A 22653-nucleotide genomic window follows, 5' to 3' on the forward strand; every position below is an offset into this window, starting at 1 on the left:
ACCTCAAATGTCGAATCGCGCGCCCATCGCGGGCGCGTCAGAAATTTCCGCTGATTCTTCCGGCTGGTCGTCTCGAAATGATCTTTTTGGAGAGCCGGGTCGCGGAATCAGGGGCCATGCAATCGTTCAGGCGCGTCGCGCCTCGGGTTCTTCGGAATCGTCGTCCTGGTCGATGTCATCGCGCGGCGCCGGGTCTTGCGCGGCCGCGTCCGGCGCGATCTCGCCCGTTGCGTGAGACGCAGCGTGCAGAAACTCGGGCGGCGTCGACACGTCCTCGTTCGCAGGAATCGTTCCGATATCTTCGTGTGTTTGTCCTGCGTTTTCTTCTGGCGCCGCTTCGGCTTCGTCGCCGGCGGGTTGCACCGCCGCGGCATCCGCGAATTCGATCGAATGCTGCGCCAGCAGCGATGCTTCGAGCGTCGCGGAAGGGTTATCGAGCGCAGGCAGTTCGTCGAGCGCGCTGAGACCCAAATCGTCGAGAAACTGCTTGGTCGTGGCATACAGCGCCGGACGGCCCGGTACGTCCCGATGCCCGATCACTTCGATCCAACTGCGATCTTCAAGCTGCTTCACGACTTGCGTATTGACCGTCACGCCGCGAATTTCTTCGATATCGCCACGCGTAACCGGTTGCCTATAAGCAATGATTGCCAGCGTTTCGAGCACGGCGCGCGAATACTTCGGCGGCTTTTCCGGATTCAAACGATCGAGATAAGCCCGCATGGCGGGTTTGCTTTGAAAACGCCAGCCCGATGCGAGCGCCACCAGTTCCACGCCGCGCCCCGTCCAGTCTGTCTGCAGGGCTTCCAGCAAGGTGCGAACGGTATCCACCGAAATATCTTCGGTGAAGAGCTTGCGCAAATCACTCAACCGCAACGGTTCCTGCGCGCAAATCAAAGCAGTCTCGAGGACGATTTTCGCCTCTTGGGTATTCATGCAGCTTGAGCCAACCCTATATGGTCAATGATCCGATACGAATTCGAGCTTATGCAGGTTCGCGCGCCACGGAAGCACCATTGGAGCGCAGCGGACGATAAACCTGGACGCGGATGTTCAAGACGCGCTCGCCCGATTTTGGTCGGTCATATTGATTGGGAGCACGCACCGGGGGAGGCGAAACTGGGCGGTCGATCAGCGAACCGCCGGGCCATCCAGCCGGACGAGGTGGCGCTTTCCAAGGCGAAAGCGCGTGACTGAGCGCCATATTACGCAAAAAGAATCGGGGCGTAAAGGTGAATCGATAACGGGCTTCGGCGCTCACTTCGGCACGGGCGTTCAGCGTGGGGGCGTCGCCAAGAATTGCTTCAGTCGTTCGACGCCGACATCCAGACGCGCCGGATCGCATGCGTAACACCATCGCACGAAGCCTTCGCCTTCCGCGCCGAACGCGCTGCCGGGCGCGAGTCCCAGCCTCGCCTCGCGCACGAGACGCTTGCACAGGTCGAGACTGCGCGCCGCGCCGGGCAAGGAAAAGAACAGATATATCGCGCCATCCGGTGCGCGCACGTCGACGCCTTCGATCGACTGAAGCGCGGCGACGAGGTGATCGCGGCTCGCGCGCATTTCGTCGACCAACGAACGTGTGAACGACTCGCCCTCCTCGACCGCGACGATCCCCGCCTGCTGCACGAATGATGGCGCGCACGACGTGTTGTACTCGACGAGCTTGCCGAGATCGTCCATGAGACACGTCGGCGCAACGATCCAGCCGAGCCGCCAGCCGGTCATGAGCCACGCCTTCGAGAACGAGTTGATCGCGATCACGCGTTCGTCGCGCGTGGCGAGATCCAGAAACGACGGCGCGACGCGGCCGCCATCGCCGTAATAGAGGCGTTCGTACACTTCGTCCGCGACGATCCAGATACCGTGACGCCGGCAGTGCTCTAAAACGGTGCGCTGCTCGTCGCGCGTCATCGTCCAGCCGGTCGGGTTGTTCGGCGAGTTGATCATCAGCATGCGCGTGGACGGCGTGAGCGCGGCGAGCAGCCGATCCAGATCGAGCGTCCAGCCGCGCGAACCATACGTCAGCGACACGGTTTCGACGCTCGCGCCGAGAATCTTCGGAATCTCGACGAGGTTCGGCCACAACGGCGTGACGGCGACGACGCGATCGCCCGCGCCCGCGACGAGTTGCGCCGCGAGCATCAGCGCGTTGACGCCCGCGCTCGTCACCGCGATATGGTCCGCCGATGTCGCGCCGTGCAGACCACCGACGTAACGCGCCAGCGCCTCACGCAGCGGCGCGACGCCGAGATTGTGCGTGTAGAAGGTCGCGCCATCGGCGAGCGCGCGGCTCGCGGCATCGCGAATGAACGAGGGCGTGACGCGGTCGGACTCGCCGAACCAGAAAGGCAGCACGTCCGGCACGCCGAAGCCCGCGTTCGCTACCTCGCGAATCTGCGACGGACGCAGCGCCCGAACGGCATCGCGCGCGTTGGGCGCGCCGTGGCCGTGCGTGTTCGTCAGTTCACTGAGTTCCGCCCTCACCGCGCCTTCCGATTCGCTCATTGTCTGTCTCGCCCTTGTCGATCAAGGCTCAAGTCTAACGTGTGCATGTTTATTTCGAGATATCAGCCGAGTTCCTCCGCGCGGCCCGGCAGCGCGGCGATCAGCGACCACACGGATTCGGCGACCGGCGAAAGCGAACGCTCGCGCCGCCGCACCAGTTCGACCGTGCGTTCGGCGCGCGGCATGAGCGGCAGCGCGACCAGCGACGAATCCGCAGGCAGCGGCAGTGCGAGCCACGGCAGCACGCTCACGCCGACGCCCGCCTCGACCAACCCGAACACGGTCGCCGAATGACCGAGTTCCTGCACCACCTGCGCCTCGATGCCGTGCTCCTGCATGACGGCATCGATGATCGGACGGCTGCCGGACGCGTAATCGAGCATCACGAGCCGCTCGCCCGTCAACGCGCCCCACGGCACGGCTGTTTCGCGCGCGAGCGGATGATCGCGGCGCGCGACGAGGCAAAACGAGTCGGTCATCACCCGCTGGCCAAGAAGCTCGTCCGATGAAAACGGCCCGATCACGACGCCGAAATCCACTTCGCCGGACTTCACGCGGCGCAGGACATCGGATTGGACGTCATCGCGCAGACTCAGCGTGACGAGCGGAAACTGCTGCATGCACGAGGCGATGACCCGCGGCATCAACCGGCACGCGATGGTCGGACTCGCCGCAACGATCACGCGCCCGCGTTTTTGCTGGCCGAGGTCGCGGACTTCGCGCAGCGCCTCGTCGAGATCGGAAAGCAGGCGCGACACCGTGCCGACGAGATTGACGCCCATGTCGGTCAGTTGCACTTCGCGCGTGGTTCGGTCGATGAGCTTGAGGCCGATCTCGCCCTCCAGTTCCCGCACGCAGCGGCTGACGGCGGATTGCGTGAGGCCGATTTCATCGCCGGCGCGGCTGAAGCTGCGCAACCGCGATACCGCTATAAACACGCGCAACTGCCGTAACGTGACATTCAAGGGTACGTTCATTCGCCAAACTCATGGATAACGCGTTTTCATTCCCGAATTATAAGATGGCGGCTTCAGATCGACCCGAACGAGCGTTTCGCTGCGGTGCAGCAAAAGCGCCTCAACGCACGCTCGGAGGGCCTTTTGCACTCGATTGGTGATTGTCCCGATTTCGGAATTAGTCTGTTTCGGGTCTCATACGGGCCATGCTGACATCGCGTCAGCCTACTGCCATGCGGCTTTCCCGGGTTTTCAGGCACGCATGGCACGGTTCTCGCATTTCATTGCGCACAGAGGTCGAAGCCACGCGGTTCTCGAAAAAATCGCTCACCGCAGCGCTTCGTCCTCCCCTGGTATTCGTTCTTCGGATTCGACCAGAGTGCGCGGCGCGGGGCAGCGCACCGGGGTTAGCTTCGCTGAGGTGAAATATGGTGCTGTTCGACGATTTGAGAGATAACGAGTGGGCGCTGGTTGAGGCTTTGTTTTGTTCCGAACCCGCACGTAGTGAGCGGCGCGGCAGGCCGCGTGTTGAAGCTCGCGCGGTGGTGAATGCGGTCCTCTGGGTGCTTTCGACGGGTGAAGGCTGGTCGAAGCTGCCGGGCCGCTATCCTTCGCCCCCGACCTGCCGTCGTCGTTTCGACGAGTGGCAAGCGGACGGCACGCTGGCCGAAATCGTGAAGCGTCTTGCCAGCAACGGCCGCGAAGTCTCGCTGCGTGGCCGGATCGGTTCGAGCGCGGCAAAGCCGCCCGCGCCGCCGAGCCGCGATCGCCTGCGTGGCGCGTTCTGGACCAACCCGGAATCCTGGCGCGCTCCGGCCAAGATGGCCTGAGTACCACATCGCTCCGCCACATCGAAGCCGGTTTCGCGCCGGCTTCGGTTCGCACTTCCTTCTTCGCGGTTCTCGTCATGCGCGGCGCGTTCGCGACGACCTTCCGCCGATACAACTCTTTACTAATGCTTACAGCGGCATGACGCCGCTCCGCTTAGTTTGATGGATGACCCAACAGGCTCTTTGTGAGCTTGAGGACATTCATCATGAAGGTATCGATACTGCTCGCCGCCGGCACGCTGTCCGCGCTCGCGGTGATGGCATCGGGCCAGGCTCAGCCGCCGCCCTTATCCGATCTGGCAAGCCGAAACTCAGCGGGTTCGCCGCAGGAATTCGCACGCACGCGCGATGTAGCGCCGCCCGCGCCGCGCGGCGACCTGCGCGGGGATATCGCCAGCAACGCACGCGCGCGTCCGGACAACGAACGCGAGGAAAGGTCGCGACATCACTGAATGCGCGCATCGGCGGAACCAGTCCGATGCGCGTCAGTCACACCTTAGCCATGAGCATTGTGGCAACAGTGGAATCCGGTCTGCCCGTGTCTCGCGATACGGGCTTTTTTTCGTGCTGCTTGCGCATGGCTTACCGCGCATTTCTCGAAACGACACGCGTCCCTCGGCACCGGCCGATCGGCTTTCATCGGACAAAGCGCCTAAAAACGAGGGGACCGCGGTTCCCTCTTCGCGGCGCGCTGTCGTTAAACCCTCGCCTCCAGAACGGCTTCGTGGCCACCGAACGAATAAGGTTCGATGCGCCGCAGATCCCAGTCGATGGAACGTTCGTCGCGCGAGAGCCGCGAGAACTCGAGCCTGCCGCGTTCGGTCACCACCGCGATATCGACCGGGGCATGAAACCCGGGCGCGGGGGCGACGGTGCGCTGACGCGTCAGTTCGAGCAGCCCGAGGGCGCGCAGAAGATCGAAAACGTTAGGGCGTTTCGCCCACGGAACCTGACGATATTGAGCCCGGCGAAGTGCTTCGAGTACGGCTTCGTTAGAATACGTGGTCATCTCGTTGTTTCTTCCTGTGCAGCCATGACGACGCGCGAGACGGTCGCTGAGAAGGTCCGCGACGTCGCCTGAACGCGGCACGCCGAATTTCGCGCCGGCGTGAAGAGAGATGCCGTGCGAATGTTTGGCCGCCGCTTGCGTTAGGTGCTGCTTTCTATTAAAAGCCCCCGTGACAGCGCGCTGATCACGCGCTTTACTGCGACACCCGCCGATGCGTTCCCAGGCACGCGATGACGGAACGTTTCGTCCTTAAACCAATACGTTACCCCAATCAAATTGGTTCTCATCACCTTATTGCTGCTTTTTTTTGCATTATTTGCGCTTTGGCGACGCCGCCGTGCGCAAATTGCCGTCACGATCATTCTGCTGACATGGGCATGCGGTGCGGGATGGTTCGCCACCCCGCTTCTCGACCTGACGCAACACGACTTTCCGCAGACGAACACGCCCGGCTTCGCGCCTGACACGACCATCGTGCTGATGGGCGGCGGCACCGACAAGACCGATTCCGGCGCGCTGATTCCCAAGGCGGATTCGATGGCGCGCATCGCGGCGGCGGCGACGCTTTACAAGGCGTGCCACGCGTCCGGCGCTGATTGTCGCGTGATTCTGAGCGGCGGCGATCCGCAACATCACGGACAGGCGGAAGCCGATAACTACGCGCCTTACGTCGTCGCGCAGGGTGTCGATTCCGCGCATCTCATCCGTGAGAACCAGAGCCTCAACACGTACCAGAATGCGCAGAACGTCGCCCGCATCGTGGGCCATGCGCGTGACACCGGTTTGATCGTCGTGACATCGGCGTATCACATGCAGCGTTCGCTCGAAGCGTTCGAGGCATTCGGCTACCATCCGCAGCCTTATGTGTCCGATGTCCGGCTCAATCCCGTCACGCTCTTTCCGCGCTTTCGCAGCTTCGAGAACAGCGAGCTTGCAGTGCACGAACTGGTCGGCCTGGCGCGCTTTCGCGTGTGGCGCTGGCTCAAGCTGTACTAAGCAAGATGCGACGTCTGCGTCGAGGCGTCGCGAACACAAATTATGATTAATCAGGACTGGAAACCAAGGCATCGCGCCTCTATGATTTCAGACCGGCTTTCATGGCTGAAGGAATCGAACCATGCACGACACACCGCTGACCGATTCTGAGCCTATGATGTCGTCTGTCCGGGTTCCAAACGTGCAGCAGGCGGTGAGTCAGATGAATGCCGGCGGTTTGCGTCAGCTTACGCCAACGTTTGCCACGAGGCGGACAGGAGCGTTTTTTGCTCTGACCTAAGCGCTTTTGAACGAAGCGCTTTTCCCAACCGGATCGGACAGACGATTCCCGGGTTCAACTACTACTAGGAGGTAACAATGAAGAAAGTGTCCCTGGCTGTTCTGTTGTCCCTTGGCGCGCTCACGACGAGCGCGTTTGCGCAGAGCGATCAAGGCGTGCGGATGAGCACCGACCCCGCCGTCGCCCAAGACGTCGAAGCGCGCGCGCAGAGCCTGCAATCGCAGCAGGAAAGCATGCAAAACATGCAAATGCAGAGCGGCTCGCACAAGCCGATGCATCACAAGAAGCACGCGAAGCCGGCCGCCAGCCAGTAAGCGCGTTTCTCGCTCTAACTTAGGAGCGCAGCGTCGATACACGGCCGTCGTGCGGTCGTGTATCGACGCATTACCCGCGCGCTGCGCGATGCTTCACCCAGTCGCCGCCTTCTATGCGCGGCAAGCCGTTCACGGCCTCGGCGGCCACGGGATAGATCAGGCAATCGATATGCTTGCGCCCGTCCTGCAGCTCGACCTCGACATGCAGCCGATGTGAGCGGAACAAGCCCTCCACGCCCGGATACACCTCTTCGATCTCATCGAGAACCGGGACCAGCGCTTCTTCGATTTCGTAGACATCGCCGCGAACCGGCAAGGCATTTTCATCCAGCACCAGTCCCGGATAACTTCCGAAGTCGAACAAGGAGCCACGCACGGTCGCCGCGCCGATCAAGGTCGGCCGCGTGACGCCGCTGCGATCCGCTGCCCGGTTGATATCGTTGATTTCGCCCGCGCGCAGCGTGCCGTAGACAAAGACGTGTTGCATCGGAAGGAGCGCCTTTTCGTGGTGAAGTCGTCTCCGCGATTATGCCGTGCCGAAATGCGCTCATTGCTTTGGCATGGCGCTCCCATGTTTCGATTACCATCGGAGCATCAATGCCGGGCACAAACCTTCATGACGACGCTCATCGACTCGAAACCACGGAGCGAAAAGGTCGAGCATCTGGACATCCCTGTCGAGCATGCTCCGACGCTCGATCATCCCATTCGCGTGCGCTCGCGGCCGATGCCGTATGGCGTGCGCATCGCGCTGCATACGCATTCGTGGGCGCAAGTCGCTTATACGTCGCGGGGCGTGCTGCGCGTCGCCACGGCGAATTCGACGTGGATGGTCCCGCCGTCGCGCGCGATCTGGGTTCCGCCGAATGTGACGCACGAAGTCGTGATCGTGGAAGACGCTTACCTGCGCACGCTCTATGTCGATGCGAGCGTCGTGCCGGCCGGTCTGGGCGCGTGCCGCGTCGTCGAAGTGTCGCCGCTGTTGCGTGAAGTGATCGCCGCGCTGGATGAAGGCACGTTGCCGCGTCATCGCGAGCGGTTGCTCGGCACGCTCGCGCTCGATGAAATCATCCGCTCGCAGCCGCTGCCCTTGTCTGTGCCGATGCCCAATGAAAAGCGCCTGCGCGCCCTGTGCGATGCCGTGCTTGCCGACCCGTCGAATTCCGATCTCGAACGATGGTCGTCCGAAGCGGGCGCAAGTACGCGCACCATCGCACGGCTGTTTCAGCGCGAACTGGGCGTGAGCTTTTCGCAATGGCGTCAGCAGGCCGTGCTTGCGCGCGCGATTCCGCTGTTGAGCCAGGGGCGGCCGCTGGCGCAAGTTGCACGGGAACTGGGATATCAAAGTCAGAGCGCTTTCTCAGCGATGTTCCGACGCGCCTTCGGCGAAAGCCCACGCGAATTCTTCGCGCGTGACGGTAGCGATGCGCATGTGGAGCGTTCGGACGAAGCGTGACGCTCGCGCAGCAACGGCTTAAACGCGACGAACCATGTGCCGGATGGCCCCGAGTTGCGCGAGACGCGAACCCGCTGGCCGATAACCCAGCCGCACATACAGCCGCGCCGCCGGATTGTCGACGAACACGCGCAACTGGCATTCGGACAACCCGCGCGCCCGCGCCCAGCGATGCGCCGTATTCAGCAGGAACGTGCCCGCTCCGCGACCGCGGTAACCCTTGGCGATCTGCACATCGCGGATATGCAGGGAATCGTCTTCTTCGGTCACGCGCATCACGCCGATCGGCACGCCGTCCGCCTGAAGAACGAAGTTCTCCGACTCGCGCCAGCTTGATAGGAAAAGATCGCCGCGCCAGACGAGCCCATGTCGCCGGTAGTAGCCGACCATGTTGTCGTGCGTGAGCGCCTCGGCGAACGGAAAGTCGGCCATCGACGCCTGGCGGAGTTGGAAAAGAGAGAGGTCTTCGGTCGGGTCGAGCATTGCACGCAGGCCGGGCACGATAACAAGTGCCTCAACACTATGACAGCACGCGCCGCCTTGCAATGGATGCAAATACCGTCTGATGAATTCAATCGATGAACTTTCGCTTCGATCGAAAACGAAGGCCAAAAAAAATCCAGCCCGAAGGCTGGATTTTTCTAGCGTTTTTCAACGCTTGGCTGGCGGAGCGGACGGGACTCGAACCCGCGACCCCCGGCGTGACAGGCCGGTATTCTAACCAACTGAACTACCGCTCCAACTCTTTCATCGATCCGCGTTTTAACCGCGAATCTCGCAGCGCTATTCACTAGCAGCCGCCGATGTTCTGGCGTCCCCTAGGGGATTCGAACCCCTGTACTCACCGTGAAAGGGTGATGTCCTAGGCCTCTAGACGAAGGGGACTTCAACTTCAAACACGACCCTGCGGCGAAAAAAAACCGGCTGGTCAGCCGGAGTATTCCTGCTCGCAAGGTTGTTGGCGGAGCGGACGGGGCTCGAACCCGCGACCCCCGGCGTGACAGGCCGGTATTCTAACCAACTGAACTACCGCTCCAGCGCTTCCTTACTCTTCGCGGCGTCACCCGCGAATCTCGCAGCGCTATTTACTAGCAGCCGCCGATGTTCTGGCGTCCCCTAGGGGATTCGAACCCCTGTACTCACCGTGAAAGGGTGATGTCCTAGGCCTCTAGACGAAGGGGACAGAAACTTGTGATTCTGTCTTTAACGCTTGATTCTACTGGCTTTTTTGCCGAACACTTACTGCTATTTGGCAAAGACCGAGATTCTATACAACTTAGCGTTTCCTGTGAAGTGATTTTCGCGGTCACTTCATCTGTTCTTGCTTGGTGGAGGTAAGCGGGATCGAACCGCTGACCTCTTGCATGCCATGCAAGCGCTCTCCCAGCTGAGCTATACCCCCTTGCAGAACAGAAACGAGATTGTATAGGCCATTTTTGAAGCTGTAAATACCGTTCGACGCTCAAAGCGAAATTTTTTTGACTCGGATTTCGCCATTCACGCGCAAGTTATTGACTTGACGACATTTTCAGTCGGCCGCTCGTTCCAGTCGCTTGAGCACCGTTTCGCGGCCGAACAGCGTGAGCACCATATCGATCGATGGCGTGTGCGTCGTACCGGCGACGAGCAGGCGCACCGGCATAGCAAGTTGCGGCATTTTGAGCTTGTGCGCGCCGAGCGTGGCCTTCATCGCGGCGGCGATCGATTCCTTCGTCCATTCGGCGTCGGTGAGTGCAGCGCGCAAGTCGGCGATGGCCGGCTTCACCGCCTCCGTCACATGCTGCGCGAAGGCATCGGCGTCGATGGCGGGCTCGCGGTAGAACATCGCGGCGCTGTCGGCGATTTCCTTGACCGTCGATGCGCGGTCCTTCAGCAGCCCGACCACCTGATCCAGCGGCGCGCCGCCGTCGATCGCGCTGGCATCGATACCGGCTTGCCGCAGGAACGGACGTGCGAGGTCCGCCAGACGCGCGTTGTCCGCTTCCTTGATGTAATGCGCATTGAGCCACTTGAGCTTGTCGTGGTCGTATTGCGCGGGCGACTTGCCGAGATGCTCCAGATCGAACCATTCGACGAACTGCTCGCGCGAGAAAACTTCCGCATCGCCATGCGACCAGCCGAGGCGCGCGAGATAGTTCACCACCGCTTCCGGCAGATAACCGTCATCGCGATAACCCGTCACGCTCATCGCGCCGTGACGCTTGCTCATCTTCTCGCCCTGCTCGTTCAGCACGGTCGGCAGATGCGCATACACCGGCGTTTCGCCGCCCAGCGCGCGCAGGATGTTGATCTGGCGCGGCGTGTTGTTCACGTGATCGTCGCCGCGAATCACGTGCGTGATCTTCATGTCGAGGTCATCGACGACGACACAGAAGTTGTAGGTCGGCGTGCCATCGGGACGCGCGATCACGAGATCGTCCAGTTCCTCGTTCGAAATCTCGATGCGCCCTTTCACCGCGTCGTCCCACGCGACCGCGCCCGTCAGGGGATTGCGAAAGCGCACGACAGGCTTCACGCCTTCGGGCACCGGCGGCAGCACCTTGCCCGGCTCGGGCCGCCACGTGCCGTCGTAGCGCGGCTTTTCACCGGCAGCGCGCTGACGCTCGCGCAACGCATCGAGTTCTTCCGTAGACATGTAGCAGTGGTACGCCAGACCCTTGTCCATCATCTGCGCGACGACTTCGCGATAGCGGTCCATGCGCTGCATCTGATAGAACGGGCCCTCGTCGTAGTCCAGACCGAGCCAGCCCATGCCTTCGAGAATCGCATCGACGGAGGCATCCGTGGAACGCTCGACATCGGTATCCTCGATGCGCAGCACGAAAGTGCCCTTCATCTTGCGCGCGAACGCCCACGGATACAGCGCGGAGCGGATATTGCCGAGATGGATGAAGCCGGTCGGACTCGGCGCGAAACGGGTGCGGACTTGGGTGGTCATTGCGGTTGTACTCGGATGGTGGATGCGAGCGCGGCGGAAGAAGCGCGCGTGTTGCGCGAGGCCGTTCGATAAAGCCGGTTCAAATTCAACTGTCGGCCTTCGAACATGCGCGGCGGGCGCTCGATCAAATGAGCCCGAATTATACCCGCCGGGCGCTTTCTGCCGGGCCGCAGCGCTTTGCTTTATGATGTGCGCGCCTTGTTTTTGCCGCATCGGTGGAGTTCATTTTGACGCAATCCTCACCTCGCTTGTCGCGCCGCGCGTTTTCGCTCGCGGCGGCTTCGTCTGTACTTGCTGCCTGCACGACTACGGGCGGAAGCACGTCGGGTAATACGCTCGCCACTGCCACGCCCAAGACCGAACCGCAGCGTCCCGTGCGCATCGGGCTGGCGCTGGGCGGCGGTGCGGCGCGCGGGTTCGCGCACATCGGCGTCATCAAGGCGCTGGAAGCGCGCAATGTGCCGGTGGATCTCGTCGCGGGAACGAGCGCCGGTTCGGTGATCGCGGCGCTGTACGCGTCGGGGATGAACGGCATCGCCATCAACAAGCTCGCCCTGACGATGGACGAAGCCTCGATCAGCGACTGGGCCACGCCCTTTCGCACGCGCGGTCTGCTGCAAGGCGTCGCGCTGCAGAACTATCTGAACAAGACGCTCGACAATCGCCCGATCGAGAAGATGACGAAGCCGCTCGGCATCGTCGCCACGGATTTGCGCAACGGCCAGCCGATCCTCTTTCAGCGCGGCAACACGGGCATCGCGGTGCGCGCGTCGTGCAGCGTGCCGTCGATCTTCGAGCCGGTGAAGATCGGCGATCACGAGTATGTGGATGGCGGGCTCGTTAGTCCGGTGCCCGCCGCGTTCGCGCACAAGATGGGCGCGGATTTCGTGATCGCCGTGGATATTTCCGCGCGCCCGGAAGACGCCATCACGCATAGCTCGTTCGACGTGCTGATGCAGACCTTCACGATCATGAGCCAGTCGATCAAGACCTACGAACTCGACAAGTACGCGAATGTCGTGATCCGCCCGAATCTCAACGCGATGAGCAGCAGCGACTTCAGTCAACGCAACGCGTCGATCCTGGCGGGCGAGGAAGCGGTCACGAAGATGTGGCCGGCGCTCAAGGATCAATTGCAGCAGCGCGGCGTGCGCGTTTGAAAGCAAAAGAGGCCACGTATCTGCGTGGCCTCTTTTTTAACTTCAACGCAGCGACTTCACTTCCGCCGCCGTTACATCGGCGCGACGGCCGCCGTAGCGCACGCGCAGATAGTTCGCCAGTTGCGCGATCTGTTCGTCGCTGTAGGTCGAGGCGAAACCGGGCATGGCCTGCATCGCGTCCGTGCCGGTGAACGGCTGCGCTTCGATGCCGTCGAGCATCGACACGATCAGATTGCGCGGATCGGACTGGCGCAAGGTCGAATTGCCATCCATCGCGACCGCGACGTGCGGCTTGCCCTGACCTTCGCTGCCGTGACAGCCCGCGCAGGAGTCGAGATACAGATCGTGGCCGACCGTGAGCTTGCTCGAATCGCCGGGGACGACGGGCGCGGGCGTGGCCGGTGCATCGCCGAGCAGATACGTGGCGAGCGCGCGCAGGTCATCGCTGCTCAAATGCTGCGTGCTCAGATAGACCACGGGATGCATCTCGCTGAACGCGCTGCCCTGCTTCGCCATCCCCGTCGAGAAGAACGCCTGAAGATCGGCGCTCGCCCAACCCCGCGCCGCCAATGCGCCCGGCGTGATATCCGGTGCGCCGACACGTCCGAGCGCGCCGCCCTGCAACGGCTTCGACAAGTCCAGTTGCCCGAACACGCCGCGCGGCGTGTGGCATTCCGCGCAGTGACCGAGCGCGTTGGCCAGATAACGCCCGCGCCGCCAGTCGGCCGATTGACCCGTCGATGCATCCGGCAACGTGTCCTTGAGATACAGCATGTCCCAGAAACGCACGGCGAAACGCAGGTTGAACGGGAACCGCAGATCGGCGTCGATACTCGGCACGGCGGCGGGCTTCTGCGCCATCAGGTAAGCGTAGATGGCATCGCTGTCCTCACGCGACATCTGCCGGTACGACGTGTACGGCATCGCCGGATACAGCTTGCCGCTTGGCGCGACGCCATCGTGCAGCGCGGTGTAGAACTCGTCCGCGCTCCACTTTCCGATGCCGTTGGTCGCATCCGGCGTGATGTTGCTGCCGTAGAACGTGCCGAACGGCGAGGCGAGCTTCACGCCGCCCGCGAACGGCGCGCCGCCCGACGCGGTGTGACAGGCGGCGCAATCGGCCGCGTGCGCGAGATAACGGCCGCGCGCAATCTGTTCAGGCGAACTCTTCACGCTCACGGCGGAATCCTGCGGCTGGCCGCATCCGAACAGCGCCAGCGCCACGATCGCGAGCGCGCCGCGCATCAGATTGAGTTTCTTCATGCGGCGTCCTTCACGAGTCCGGGCGTGGAGAGCACGAGGTCCTTGACGGCCTCGTAGTAGCGCACGTAGCCCGTGCATCGGCAGATGTGGTCGTTGAGCGCGTCCATGATGACCGGCTCGATCTGGTCTTTCGCGATCGGCTCGCGCTTGAGCTTTTCAAGCAGCACCATCGCCGCGTTGACGAAACCGGGCGTGCAGTAGCCGCACTGGAAGCTGAAGTGTTCGAGGAACTTCTGCTGCACGGCCGCGAGTTCGACCACTTCGCCCTGCTCGTTGCGCTTCGCGTGGGCTTCGACGGTGCGCACGGTCTTGCCGTCGAAGAAATGCGCGCCTTTGATGCAGGTGCGGGCTTCTTCGCTCACGCCGTCCGCGCCATCGACGATCACCACGCACGCGTGGCAGATGCCTTGGCCGCAGCCGAGACGCGTGCCGGTCAGGCCCACGTACTCGTGCAGGAAATCGATCATCGGCAGGCCGGATGGCACGTCCATCGGGCCGATTTTCTTGCCGTTGAGCGTCATGGAGAGCGAGCGCGTTTCGATGCCCGCGGATTGGGTCGCGGTCATGCGAGCACCTCCTGAATGTTTTGCGGCGTCACCGGCAGCGCGGTGAAGCGATGGTCGATCGCGTGCGCGATCGCATTGACGATGGCTCCGACCACCGGAATCATCACCACTTCCGCGATGCCCTTGGGCGGATCGGTTTCCGACAGCGGCGGCAGCACTTCGCCCGTCTGCTTCCACACGGCGACATCGCTCGCGAGCGGCATGTGATAGCGGTTGAAGTTCCAGGTGCCGTTGCCGGGACCGTCTTCGTAGAGCGGCAGATACTCGTGCAGCGCGTGACCGATGCCCATCGCCAGACCGCCCTGCAACTGACCCGACACGAGCGGCGGCGCAATCTGATTGCCGCATTCCATGATCGAGTGATGCGAGAGCAGATCGACCTTGCCGCTGGCTTCATCGATCGCGAGTTCCACCAGCGTGCCGACGGCGCTGTAATACGTCACCGTCGCGTTGTTACGCTGAACCGGCGGGATGAAGACCTTCTTGCGGTCCAGCACGGTGTAGCCGTTGGCCGTGACCTTGCCGGACTGGCCATTGCCCAGACGTACTGACAAACCATCCAGCGGCACGCGATCCACGTTTCCGCCGATGTCGAACTCCGCTTCGGCCCATTGCCAGCGGTTGAACACGTGCACGGCGGCGCCCGTCACCAGATTGAGTTCGTGCGCCTTGTTCATCAGCGTGTCGAGCGCCAGCGGTTCGAGACCGTTCGCCGTGAGTTTGCCGTCGACCCAGCGCGCATCTTCGATACGCACGACGAACGACGCCGCCTGACCGCCGCCGATGCCTTGCCCCCAGATCGCCATCGCCGCCGGCCACAGACCGTGGCGGAACACCACGCGCGCCGCCTCGTGCGTCGCATGCGTGAAGTAGTAGGCCGAGTTCGTCGCGCTCGCGGGCGATGCCAGCGCCGGCGACCAGCGCGGATTCGTCACGAGCTTGTCCTGCTCCGCCTGCGACATGATGTACGGATCGCCGCTCGTCACCACGGGCAAATCGGCCCAGTCGGTGACGGCCATGTGCACTTCGGCGGCCGGCTTGCCGAGCCACTTCGCCACCGCCAGCGCCTGCGACGTGGACGAACCCGTGCCGATTTCCGAACCCGAATGCGTCAGCACGATGCGCCCGTCGGCGGTGAATTCCACCTTGGCGAACGAGCTTTCCGCGCCGGTGCCGAAGTCCTTCTGCACGCACGCGAAACCCACGCCGTAACGCTTGCCGGGATGCGCAAGCTCATAGTTCGCCTTGCGCTTCGCGCGCTCCTGCCATAGCGGATGCGCGCGTGCCTTGAGCAGCACGTCCTCGGCGCGCATCGCGCCTGCGGGAATCGCGCCCTGCGTGTTCTTCATGCCGGTGCGCATCACGTTCTTAAGGCGCAGTTCGATCGGGTCCATGCCGAGTTGCGCGGCGATGTCGTCGATCATCATCTCGGTCGCGGCCATGCTTTGCAGCGTGCCGTAACCGCGCGCGGAACCGGCATCGATCGCGCGCGAGGCGATGGCGACCGCCGTGAGATCGCTCTGCGGGATGTAGTAGATCGATTGCGCGGCGGTCGCGCCGACCATCGCGACGGACGGCGAGAAGTTGCTGCGTCCGCCGCCATTCGCTTCGAACGCGCCCTTGAACGACTGGATGAGGCCGGTCTTCTTATTGACCGCCATGCGATAGCGCATGTCGAACGCGTGGCGCTTGAGCGAAGTCTGGAACTGTTCGAAGCGGTCGTTGGCGAGACGCACCGGACGGCCATCGCCGTACATGGCGGCGACGAGCCCGTAGAACGGCATGTTGTAGTGATCTTTCGAACCGTAGCCGACCGTGTAGCACGGATGCAGGAACAGGTTCTTCACCGGAAAGTGCGACTTCGACGCCATTTCGATCGTGCTCTGCGCGACCTCGAACGGGCCTTGCGTCGGAATCACCATGTGCAGGGATTGCGTCGCCGGGTCGTACCAGCAGTTGGCGTTGTCGGGTTCGAGCGCGGCCGTGTCGGTCGACTGCGTGCGGTATTCGCGCTCGACGACGAGCCAATGTTCCTGCGGATGATCGAGCGCGCGCGAAATCATGTCCGCGTAGTACATGCCCTGCTCGTCCAGCTTGCCGTGTTCGCTGGCATCGGCCCAGACCGGCTCGCGCTTCTTCATCATGTGTGGGAAGAGCGGCGAGTCCTTCATGCTGGAGAAGGTGTCGTCGTCGTACGGCGTGTTGCCACCCACGCGCACGAAGCGGAACGCCGCCCACGGATCGCGTTCGAGCGGCCCGGTTTGCGCGCCGTAGCGGATGACGTCATCGCGGAATTGCAGCTTGTTCTTGGCGAAACGGAAACGCGCGAAGTCGTGATAGATCAGGATGGCGACCGCCTGGCCCAGATACGCGGGCGTCTTGCCCGTGGGCAAGAGCATGTCGTCGCCATAGAACGCCGGGAACGCGATGTGATCGCGCGCGAGGTCGTCCGCGGTCACGACGCGATCCGGAGCCAGACCCGCCGCTTCGAGCATCGACAGGTCGAAGCCTTCGTAGAGACGGTCGGCTTGCGTGGTGCGCAGGATCATCGCGTGCGATTGCGAGTTCGGCCAGTGCGGCATGTCGGCGGCGCGGATGTCGCGCGCGAACACTTTCGAACCCGTCACCTTGGCAATGCCGTCGATGCGGAATTTCGCGTTGCCGCTCGTCGCATCCCATTGAACCGGCGTGAGGATTTTCTCTTCGAACAATGCGGCGAAAGCGCGGCTGCCGAGCGGCGCGACGAATACCGTCACGCCGGCGATCGCGCTCGCCTTCAGAAAACCGCGACGCGAGAGGCCGAGTTTCCCCATGTACTTCTCCTTCAGATGATCGCCCGAAAGCCGTTCGCCCAATGAAATGGAAACGGCCGCGCGCCGCGTTGACGCAGGCATGTAAAATTTGTTTGCAATCCGAAACAATGACGCGGACTTGCGCCGTGCGCGAATGCAATAGATCGACTTAGCACCCGCAGCGGGCGCGATTTTAAGTCGCGGGCAATCGCCAAATGACGTTCATCACGTCAAGTTGTGTCAAAGACTGAAACGTTTGTGGTCGCGCGAACGAGCAAACACCGCAGGCATAATAAAACGGCGGCTTCACAAGGAAGCCGCCGTTTGTCGTAAATCAGATTTTCTAAACCGGACGACGGAATCGACCGTCAATAATCCGCGTCTTCGATCCATGCCGCCTGAATCGCTTCGAGAATCTTTTCGTTGGATTTTTGCGGATCGTCGTCGAAACCGTCCAGCTCCGTCACCCAGCGATGCAAGTCCGTGAAACGCACATACTGCGGATCGATATCCTGATGCGCGTCGGTGAGTGCCATCGCGATGTCCTGAGTATCCGTCCACTTCATGAGCGAGCCTCCCGTCAGTGATTTTCTTTGGCGTGATTGATGGTATAGCGCGGAATCTCGACCACCAGATCCTCGTCCGCGGGCGCCATCGCCTGACATGATAAACGCGATGTGGGTTCGAGTCCCCACGCCTTGTCGAGCAGATCGTCTTCCAGTTCCTCGGACGGTTCGAGCGCGTTGAACCCTTCGCGGATGATGACGTGACACGTCGTGCACGCGCAGGATTTTTCGCACGCGTGCTCGATTTCGATGCCATGTTCCAGCAGATTGTCGCAGATGCTCTTGCCAACATCGGCATCGATCACCGCGCCGTCCGGACAGAGTTCCACGTGAGGCAGCACAACGATTTGAGGCATGATTTTTTGTGAATGCTTGAGATGGGATCAGACGTCGTCGAGCTTGCGGCCCGCGAGCGCGCGCCGGATGCTCTTGTTCATGCGCCGCGCGGCGAATTCGTCGGTGGCCACGGCCAGCGCCTTGTTGGCATCCTCGATGCGTTCGGCGGAATCGCCCTGCGCTTGTTCCGCGAGTTGCGCGGTGAGCGTGGCGATTTGCGCGCGTTCGGCGTCGTCGAGCAATTCGCCGTCCGCTTCAAGCGCGGCTTGCGTCGCTTCGATCAGGCGTTGCGCTTCCACTTGCGCCTCGCGCAGCGCGCGGGCGTGCATGTCCACTTCGGCGGTCTTGAAGCTTTCTTCGAGCATGCGGGCGACTTCGTCATCGGCGAGGCCGTAGGACGGCTTCACGACCACGGACGCTTCCACGCCCGACAACTGCTCGCGCGCGAACACGGACAGCAAGCCGTCCGCATCGACCTGATACGTCACGCGGATGCGCGCCGCGCCCGCCGCCATCGGCGGAATGCCGCGCAACTCGAAACGCGCCAGCGACCGGCAATCGGACACGAGTTCGCGCTCGCCCTGCACGACGTGAATGGCCATCGCGGTCTGGCCGTCCTTGAAGGTCGTGAAGTCCTGCGCGCGCGCGGTCGGAATGGTCGAATTGCGCGGGATGATCTTCTCCGTCAGCCCGCCCATGGTTTCGACGCCCAGCGACAGCGGAATGACATCGAGCAGCAGCCAGTCGTCGCCATCGCCGCGACGGTTGCCCGCGAGCAGATCGGCCTGCACTGCCGCGCCGAGCGCGACGACCTGATCCGGGTCGAGATTGACGAGCGGCGGCTGGCCGAAGAACGTTTCCACCGCGCGACGAATCACCGGCATGCGCGTCGCGCCGCCGACCAATACGACGCCCTTGATTTCCTTGGTCGTGACTTTCGCATCGCGCAGGGCTTTCTTCGTCGGCCCGAGCGTGCGCGCGACAAGTGCTTCGGTCAGCGCGGCGAATTGCGCTTCGGTCACGGCGACATCGATTTCGCGTCCGTTGGAAAGCGCCGCCTGCGCGCGCGTTTCCGGTGCGGACGACAACGCTTCCTTAGCGGTGCGCACGCGATCGAGCAGCAGCCGCACGTCTTCCGGCGTATCGAGCGCGATGCCCGCCTGCTCCAGCACATGGCGATACAACGCGTGATCGAAATCGTCGCCGCCGAGCGCGGAATCGCCGCCCGCCGCGAGCACTTCGAACACGCCCTTGGTCAGCTTGAGAATCGACAGATCGAAGGTGCCGCCGCCGAGATCGTAGACCGCGTAAAGCCCTTCGGCGGCGTTGTCCAGACCGTAGGCGATTGCCGCCGCAGTCGGTTCGTTCAGCAGGCGCAACACGTTCAGACCGGCGAGCTTTGCCGCGTCCTTGGTCGCCTGACGCTGCGCTTCATCGAAATAAGCCGGCACCGTGATGACCGCGCCGACGAGATCCTCGCCGAGCGAATCTTCCGCGCGATAACGCAGCGTCGCGAGAATTTCCGCCGAGACTTCCACCGGACTTTTCACGCCATCGATGGTGCGAATCTGGACCATGCCGGGCGCGTCGATGAAATCGTAGGGCGCGTTCTCCGCGCCTTCCACTTCGCTCTTGCCGCGCCCCATGAAGCGCTTCACCGACACGATGGTATTGCGCGGGTCCGTGGCGGCTTCTTCTTTCGCGATCCGCCCGATGCGCCGTCCGCCCTTTTCCAGATAACGCACGACCGACGGCAGCAGCACATGGCCGTCCTCGTCGGGCAGCGCTTCGGGCACGCTGTTGCGCACGGCCGCCACGAGCGAATTCGTGGTGCCGAGATCGATGCCGACTGCCACGCGCCGTTGATGCGGCGCGGGCGCCATGCCGGGTTCTGAGATTTGCAGTAATGCCATCGTTGAGTCTTATGGGGTTATGGCAGGTTCGCTTTAAGCGTGCTCCAGCCTGTCGATCTGCGCGCCGATTTCCGTCGCCACGCGCTCGATGAACATCAGTTGACGCACCGCTTCGCTCGCCGCCTGATTCGACTGGCTATCGAGCAGCGCTTCGAGCTTCGTGAAGCGCACGCGTTCTTCGTCGCGCAGTTCGTCGAGCAGCGCTTCAAGCGCGCCGATATTCTTCGCGCCCGCGGCATCCTCGATATTCTCGCGCCATTCCATTTGCTGCATCAGGAAAGCGGGCTCCATCGCGGTATTGTTCTCCGCGCCGACATCGATGCCGCGCAGCGAGAGCATGTAGCGCGCTCGCTTGAGCGGATCGCGCAAGGTCTGGTACGCCTCGTTCGCGTGCGTCGCCCATTGCATGGCGAGGCGGCGTTGCGCATCGCCGGCGGAGGCGAACCGGTCGGGATGAACCTGCGTCTGCACGGTGCGATAGGCGTCGTCGAGCTTCGCCTGATCGACGGCAAAGGTCGGCGGCAGTTCGAACAACTCGAAATGGGTGTCGCTCAATGAAGCCATGACGTCATGTGTGTTTTAGCTCGCGCGAATGAAAAAGGCGGCACGCGCCGCCTCTTTTGCCGATGCCGCCGGCGCTTGCCGCGTCAGACGCGGAACGATTCGCCGCAGCCGCACTCGTCCTTCGCGTTCGGGTTGTTGAACTTGAAGCCTTCGTTCAGGCCTTCGCGCGCGAAGTCCAGTTCGGTGCCGTCGAGATACGCGAGGCTTTTCGGATCGATGATGATCTTCACGCCCGCCGATTCGAACACGGTATCTTCCGGCGCGAGTTCATCGACATATTCGAGCTTGTACGCGAGCCCGGAACAGCCCGTCGTGCGCACGCCCAGACGCAGACCGACGCCCTTGCCGCGTCGCGTCAGATACTTCTGCACGTGCTGTGCCGCTTTATCCGTCAACGTGATTGCCATGATCTTCGCTTCTTCTCTTGTCAAGGCGCCGCGCACACGCGTGACGCCCGCTTCCAACGTTTAAGCTGCGTGTTGCTTGGCTTCGGATGCCTGCGCTTCCGGCGCCGCAACGCCGTGACGCTGCTTGTAATCGGCAACCGCTGCCTTGATCGCGTCTTCGGCCAGAATCGAGCAGTGGATCTTCACCGGCGGCAGCGCCAGTTCCTCGGCGATCTGCGTGTTCTTGATGGTGAGCGCCTGATCCAGCGTCTTGCCCTTCACCCATTCCGTCACGAGCGAACTCGACGCAATGGCCGAACCGCAGCCATACGTCTTGAACTTCGCGTCTTCGATCACGCCATCCGCGCCCACGCGAATCTGCAGTTTCATCACGTCGCCGCAGGCCGGCGCGCCGACCATGCCGGTGCCGACGGTGTCGTCGTCCTTCGCGAACGAACCGACGTTGCGCGGGTTTTCGTAGTGGTCCAGAACCTTGTCGCTATAAGCCATGATTCACACTCTCCAGATATTCGATGTCGTTCGGTCGTGCGCCCGCAGCTTCAGTGCGCGGCCCACTGGATGCTCGAAATGTCGATGCCGTCCTTGTGCATTTCCCACAGCGGCGACAGATCGCGCAGTTTCGCAATCTTGTTCTTCAGCAGGTTGATGACGTAATCGACGTCCTGCTCGGTGGTGAAACGGCCCACCGTGAAGCGGATCGAGCTATGCGCGAGTTCGTCGTTGCGGCCGAGCGCGCGCAGCACATACGACGGCTCCAGCGACGCCGACGTGCACGCCGAACCCGACGACACCGCAACATCCTTCACCGCCATGATCAACGATTCGCCTTCGACGAAATTGAAGCTGATATTGAGGTTGTGCGGCACGCGGCGTTCCATGTCGCCATTCACGTACGTTTCTTCCATTGCTTGCAGACCGTTGAGCAACCGGTCGCGCAACATGCGGATACGCTCGTTCTCCGTCGCCATTTCCTCACGCGCGATGCGGAACGCCTCGCCCATGCCAACGATCTGATGCGTCGCCAGCGTGCCCGAACGCATGCCGCGCTCGTGACCGCCACCGTGCATCTGCGCTTCGATCCGCACGCGCGGCTTGCGTCGCACATACAGCGCGCCGATGCCCTTCGGACCGTACGTCTTGTGCGCCGAGAACGACATGAGGTCAACCTTCAGCTTTTGCAGATCGATGGTGATCTTGCCGGTAGCCTGCGCTGCATCGACGTGAAAAATGATGCCCTTCTCACGCGTGATCTCGCCAATTGCCTCGATGTCCTGAATCACGCCGATCTCGTTGTTCACGCTCATCACGGAAACGAGGATCGTGTCCGGGCGAATGGCCGCCTTGAGCACGTCGAGATCGATCAGACCGTCGTCCTTCACATCCAGATACGTGACTTCGAAGCCCTCGCGCTCCAGATCGCGCATGGTGTCGAGCACGGCCTTGTGCTCCGTCTTCACCGTGATGAGGTGTTTACCCTTGCTCTTGTAGAAATGCGCCGCGCCCTTGATGGCGAGGTTGTCCGATTCCGTCGCACCCGAGGTCCAGATGATTTCGCGCGGATCGCAGTTCACGAGCGCCGCGACGTTCTCGCGCGCTTCCTCGACTGCACGCTCCGCATCCCAGCCATATTGATGGCTGCGCGAGGCCGGATTGCCGAACTGCTCGCGAAGATACGGAATCATCTTGTCCGCCACGCGCGGATCGACGGGGGTCGTCGCGCTGTAGTCCATGTAGATGGGCAGGTGGGGAATATCGTTATTCATCAGTCGCTCCGGGAAACGGTCAATGCATCGGGCTCG

Annotated in this window: 22 protein-coding genes, 5 tRNA genes and 1 pseudogene; 6 read left to right on the forward strand and 22 right to left on the reverse strand. The window is 62.4% G+C overall.

Annotated elements, in window-relative coordinates:
- Nucleotides 1–162: 162 nt before the first annotated feature.
- The 3 genes and pseudogenes from scpB to ACZCWR_RS12500 all read right to left on the reverse strand — a co-directional run.
- A pseudogene (scpB, locus tag ACZCWR_RS12490) lies at nt 163–936 on the reverse strand (SMC-Scp complex subunit ScpB); the annotation flags it as partial.
- 339 nt (nt 937–1275) lie between these two features.
- Nucleotides 1276–2508: a pyridoxal phosphate-dependent aminotransferase gene (locus ACZCWR_RS12495; protein WP_487301072.1), complete on the reverse strand. Its 1233-nt coding sequence runs from the start codon at nt 2506–2508 to the stop codon at nt 1276–1278.
- 62 nt (nt 2509–2570) lie between these two features.
- Nucleotides 2571–3473, reverse strand: a complete 903-nt coding sequence (locus ACZCWR_RS12500) for a LysR substrate-binding domain-containing protein (RefSeq protein ID WP_487303319.1) — start codon at nt 3471–3473, stop codon at nt 2571–2573.
- Between the two features lie 419 nt (nt 3474–3892).
- Here ACZCWR_RS12500 and ACZCWR_RS12505 point away from each other — a divergent pair, with 419 nt between their 5' ends.
- Complete coding sequence (locus tag ACZCWR_RS12505; RefSeq protein WP_487301073.1) at nt 3893–4294, forward strand: transposase; 402 nt, start codon at nt 3893–3895, stop codon at nt 4292–4294.
- A 206-nt stretch (nt 4295–4500) separates the two neighbouring features.
- A complete protein-coding gene (locus tag ACZCWR_RS12510) occupies nt 4501–4746 on the forward strand; it encodes a hypothetical protein (RefSeq protein ID WP_487301074.1) in 246 nt (81 codons plus the stop codon).
- Between the two features lie 245 nt (nt 4747–4991).
- Here the strand turns inward: ACZCWR_RS12510 and ACZCWR_RS12515 are convergent, their stop codons facing one another.
- Nucleotides 4992–5303, reverse strand: a complete 312-nt coding sequence (locus ACZCWR_RS12515) for a hypothetical protein (protein ID WP_487301075.1) — start codon at nt 5301–5303, stop codon at nt 4992–4994.
- 276 nt (nt 5304–5579) lie between these two features.
- Here ACZCWR_RS12515 and ACZCWR_RS12520 point away from each other — a divergent pair, with 276 nt between their 5' ends.
- Nucleotides 5580–6299, forward strand: coding sequence for a YdcF family protein (locus ACZCWR_RS12520; RefSeq protein ID WP_487301076.1), 720 nt, complete (start codon nt 5580–5582; stop codon nt 6297–6299).
- A 357-nt stretch (nt 6300–6656) separates the two neighbouring features.
- On the forward strand, nt 6657–6893 hold the full coding sequence (locus tag ACZCWR_RS12525; RefSeq protein WP_487301077.1) for a hypothetical protein: 237 nt from the start codon (nt 6657–6659) through the stop codon (nt 6891–6893).
- A 70-nt stretch (nt 6894–6963) separates the two neighbouring features.
- On the opposite strand, the gene ACZCWR_RS12530 is transcribed toward ACZCWR_RS12525, so the two are convergent.
- The gene (locus ACZCWR_RS12530) at nt 6964–7380 is read right to left on the reverse strand and encodes a gamma-glutamylcyclotransferase family protein (protein WP_487301078.1); all 417 of its coding nucleotides are present in this window, start codon (nt 7378–7380) and stop codon (nt 6964–6966) included.
- Nucleotides 7381–7509: 129 nt separating this feature from the next.
- On the opposite strand from ACZCWR_RS12530, the gene ACZCWR_RS12535 reads away from it, so the two are divergent.
- A complete protein-coding gene (locus ACZCWR_RS12535) occupies nt 7510–8349 on the forward strand; it encodes an AraC family transcriptional regulator (RefSeq protein ID WP_487301079.1) in 840 nt (279 codons plus the stop codon).
- 18 nt (nt 8350–8367) lie between these two features.
- Here the strand turns inward: ACZCWR_RS12535 and ACZCWR_RS12540 are convergent, their stop codons facing one another.
- The 7 genes from ACZCWR_RS12540 to gltX all read right to left on the reverse strand — a co-directional run bounded on the left by ACZCWR_RS12540 (nt 8368) and on the right by gltX (nt 11287).
- On the reverse strand, nt 8368–8832 hold the full coding sequence (locus ACZCWR_RS12540; RefSeq protein WP_487301080.1) for a GNAT family N-acetyltransferase: 465 nt from the start codon (nt 8830–8832) through the stop codon (nt 8368–8370).
- Nucleotides 8833–9012: 180 nt separating this feature from the next.
- A tRNA-Asp gene (locus ACZCWR_RS12545) sits at nt 9013–9089 on the reverse strand.
- Nucleotides 9090–9158: 69 nt separating this feature from the next.
- Nucleotides 9159–9234: transfer RNA gene (locus ACZCWR_RS12550), tRNA-Glu, on the reverse strand.
- A 74-nt stretch (nt 9235–9308) separates the two neighbouring features.
- Nucleotides 9309–9385, reverse strand: a tRNA-Asp gene (locus ACZCWR_RS12555).
- A 71-nt stretch (nt 9386–9456) separates the two neighbouring features.
- Nucleotides 9457–9532 (reverse strand) — tRNA-Glu (locus tag ACZCWR_RS12560).
- Between the two features lie 143 nt (nt 9533–9675).
- Nucleotides 9676–9751, reverse strand: a tRNA-Ala gene (locus ACZCWR_RS12565).
- Between the two features lie 126 nt (nt 9752–9877).
- Nucleotides 9878–11287 (reverse strand): glutamate--tRNA ligase, encoded by a 1410-nt coding sequence (gene gltX, locus ACZCWR_RS12570; RefSeq protein WP_487301081.1) that lies wholly within the window; start codon nt 11285–11287, stop codon nt 9878–9880.
- 227 nt (nt 11288–11514) lie between these two features.
- Here gltX and ACZCWR_RS12575 point away from each other — a divergent pair, with 227 nt between their 5' ends.
- Nucleotides 11515–12447: a patatin-like phospholipase family protein gene (locus ACZCWR_RS12575; RefSeq protein WP_487301082.1), complete on the forward strand. Its 933-nt coding sequence runs from the start codon at nt 11515–11517 to the stop codon at nt 12445–12447.
- 42 nt (nt 12448–12489) lie between these two features.
- On the opposite strand, the gene ACZCWR_RS12580 is transcribed toward ACZCWR_RS12575, so the two are convergent.
- The 10 genes from ACZCWR_RS12580 to ACZCWR_RS12625 all read right to left on the reverse strand — a co-directional run bounded on the left by ACZCWR_RS12580 (nt 12490) and on the right by ACZCWR_RS12625 (nt 22617).
- A complete protein-coding gene (locus ACZCWR_RS12580) occupies nt 12490–13710 on the reverse strand; it encodes a c-type cytochrome (RefSeq protein WP_487301083.1) in 1221 nt (406 codons plus the stop codon).
- Nucleotides 13707–14276: a (2Fe-2S)-binding protein gene (locus ACZCWR_RS12585; RefSeq protein WP_487301084.1), complete on the reverse strand. Its 570-nt coding sequence runs from the start codon at nt 14274–14276 to the stop codon at nt 13707–13709. The genes ACZCWR_RS12580 and ACZCWR_RS12585 overlap by 4 nt, the downstream gene beginning before the upstream one ends.
- The gene (locus ACZCWR_RS12590) at nt 14273–17089 is read right to left on the reverse strand and encodes a xanthine dehydrogenase family protein molybdopterin-binding subunit (protein WP_487303320.1); all 2817 of its coding nucleotides are present in this window, start codon (nt 17087–17089) and stop codon (nt 14273–14275) included. The genes ACZCWR_RS12585 and ACZCWR_RS12590 overlap by 4 nt, the downstream gene beginning before the upstream one ends.
- A gap of 347 nt (nt 17090–17436) precedes the next feature.
- Nucleotides 17437–17634, reverse strand: a complete 198-nt coding sequence (gene iscX / locus ACZCWR_RS12595) for a Fe-S cluster assembly protein IscX (protein ID WP_061169811.1) — start codon at nt 17632–17634, stop codon at nt 17437–17439.
- A 14-nt stretch (nt 17635–17648) separates the two neighbouring features.
- Nucleotides 17649–17990, reverse strand: coding sequence for an ISC system 2Fe-2S type ferredoxin (fdx, locus tag ACZCWR_RS12600; protein WP_487301085.1), 342 nt, complete (start codon nt 17988–17990; stop codon nt 17649–17651).
- 27 nt (nt 17991–18017) lie between these two features.
- Nucleotides 18018–19883: a Fe-S protein assembly chaperone HscA gene (hscA, locus tag ACZCWR_RS12605; RefSeq protein ID WP_487301086.1), complete on the reverse strand. Its 1866-nt coding sequence runs from the start codon at nt 19881–19883 to the stop codon at nt 18018–18020.
- Nucleotides 19884–19916: 33 nt separating this feature from the next.
- A complete protein-coding gene (gene hscB / locus ACZCWR_RS12610; RefSeq protein WP_487301087.1) occupies nt 19917–20447 on the reverse strand; it encodes a Fe-S protein assembly co-chaperone HscB in 531 nt (176 codons plus the stop codon).
- An 83-nt stretch (nt 20448–20530) separates the two neighbouring features.
- Nucleotides 20531–20854, reverse strand: coding sequence for an iron-sulfur cluster assembly protein IscA (gene iscA / locus ACZCWR_RS12615; RefSeq protein ID WP_487301088.1), 324 nt, complete (start codon nt 20852–20854; stop codon nt 20531–20533).
- A 60-nt stretch (nt 20855–20914) separates the two neighbouring features.
- Nucleotides 20915–21343, reverse strand: a complete 429-nt coding sequence (iscU, locus tag ACZCWR_RS12620) for a Fe-S cluster assembly scaffold IscU (protein WP_087127582.1) — start codon at nt 21341–21343, stop codon at nt 20915–20917.
- Nucleotides 21344–21393: 50 nt separating this feature from the next.
- Complete coding sequence (locus tag ACZCWR_RS12625) at nt 21394–22617, reverse strand: IscS subfamily cysteine desulfurase (RefSeq protein WP_487301089.1); 1224 nt, start codon at nt 22615–22617, stop codon at nt 21394–21396.
- Between the last annotated feature and the right edge of the window lie 36 nt (nt 22618–22653).

The organism is Caballeronia sp. A2-2 (assembly GCF_057612605.2).

Bases quoted from the DNA above. Each gene is read 5' to 3' on its own strand.
- ACZCWR_RS12495 (WP_487301072.1), bottom strand. From the start codon at position 2,508: ATGAGCGAATCGGAAGGCGCGGTGAGGGCGGAACTCAGTGAACTGACG.
- ACZCWR_RS12505 (WP_487301073.1), top strand. From the start codon at position 3,893: ATGGTGCTGTTCGACGATTTGAGAGATAACGAGTGGGCGCTGGTTGAG.
- ACZCWR_RS12510 (WP_487301074.1), top strand. From the start codon at position 4,501: ATGAAGGTATCGATACTGCTCGCCGCCGGCACGCTGTCCGCGCTCGCG.
- ACZCWR_RS12515 (WP_487301075.1), bottom strand. From the start codon at position 5,303: ATGACCACGTATTCTAACGAAGCCGTACTCGAAGCACTTCGCCGGGCT.
- ACZCWR_RS12525 (WP_487301077.1), top strand. From the start codon at position 6,657: ATGAAGAAAGTGTCCCTGGCTGTTCTGTTGTCCCTTGGCGCGCTCACG.
- ACZCWR_RS12530 (WP_487301078.1), bottom strand. From the start codon at position 7,380: ATGCAACACGTCTTTGTCTACGGCACGCTGCGCGCGGGCGAAATCAAC.
- ACZCWR_RS12535 (WP_487301079.1), top strand. From the start codon at position 7,510: ATGACGACGCTCATCGACTCGAAACCACGGAGCGAAAAGGTCGAGCAT.
- ACZCWR_RS12540 (WP_487301080.1), bottom strand. From the start codon at position 8,832: ATGCTCGACCCGACCGAAGACCTCTCTCTTTTCCAACTCCGCCAGGCG.
- gltX (WP_487301081.1), bottom strand. From the start codon at position 11,287: ATGACCACCCAAGTCCGCACCCGTTTCGCGCCGAGTCCGACCGGCTTC.
- ACZCWR_RS12580 (WP_487301083.1), bottom strand. From the start codon at position 13,710: ATGAAGAAACTCAATCTGATGCGCGGCGCGCTCGCGATCGTGGCGCTG.
- ACZCWR_RS12585 (WP_487301084.1), bottom strand. From the start codon at position 14,276: ATGACCGCGACCCAATCCGCGGGCATCGAAACGCGCTCGCTCTCCATG.
- ACZCWR_RS12590 (WP_487303320.1), bottom strand. From the start codon at position 17,089: ATGGGGAAACTCGGCCTCTCGCGTCGCGGTTTTCTGAAGGCGAGCGCG.
- iscX (WP_061169811.1), bottom strand. From the start codon at position 17,634: ATGAAGTGGACGGATACTCAGGACATCGCGATGGCACTCACCGACGCG.
- fdx (WP_487301085.1), bottom strand. From the start codon at position 17,990: ATGCCTCAAATCGTTGTGCTGCCTCACGTGGAACTCTGTCCGGACGGC.
- hscA (WP_487301086.1), bottom strand. From the start codon at position 19,883: ATGGCATTACTGCAAATCTCAGAACCCGGCATGGCGCCCGCGCCGCAT.
- hscB (WP_487301087.1), bottom strand. From the start codon at position 20,447: ATGGCTTCATTGAGCGACACCCATTTCGAGTTGTTCGAACTGCCGCCG.
- iscA (WP_487301088.1), bottom strand. From the start codon at position 20,854: ATGGCAATCACGTTGACGGATAAAGCGGCACAGCACGTGCAGAAGTAT.
- iscU (WP_087127582.1), bottom strand. From the start codon at position 21,343: ATGGCTTATAGCGACAAGGTTCTGGACCACTACGAAAACCCGCGCAAC.
- ACZCWR_RS12625 (WP_487301089.1), bottom strand. From the start codon at position 22,617: ATGAATAACGATATTCCCCACCTGCCCATCTACATGGACTACAGCGCG.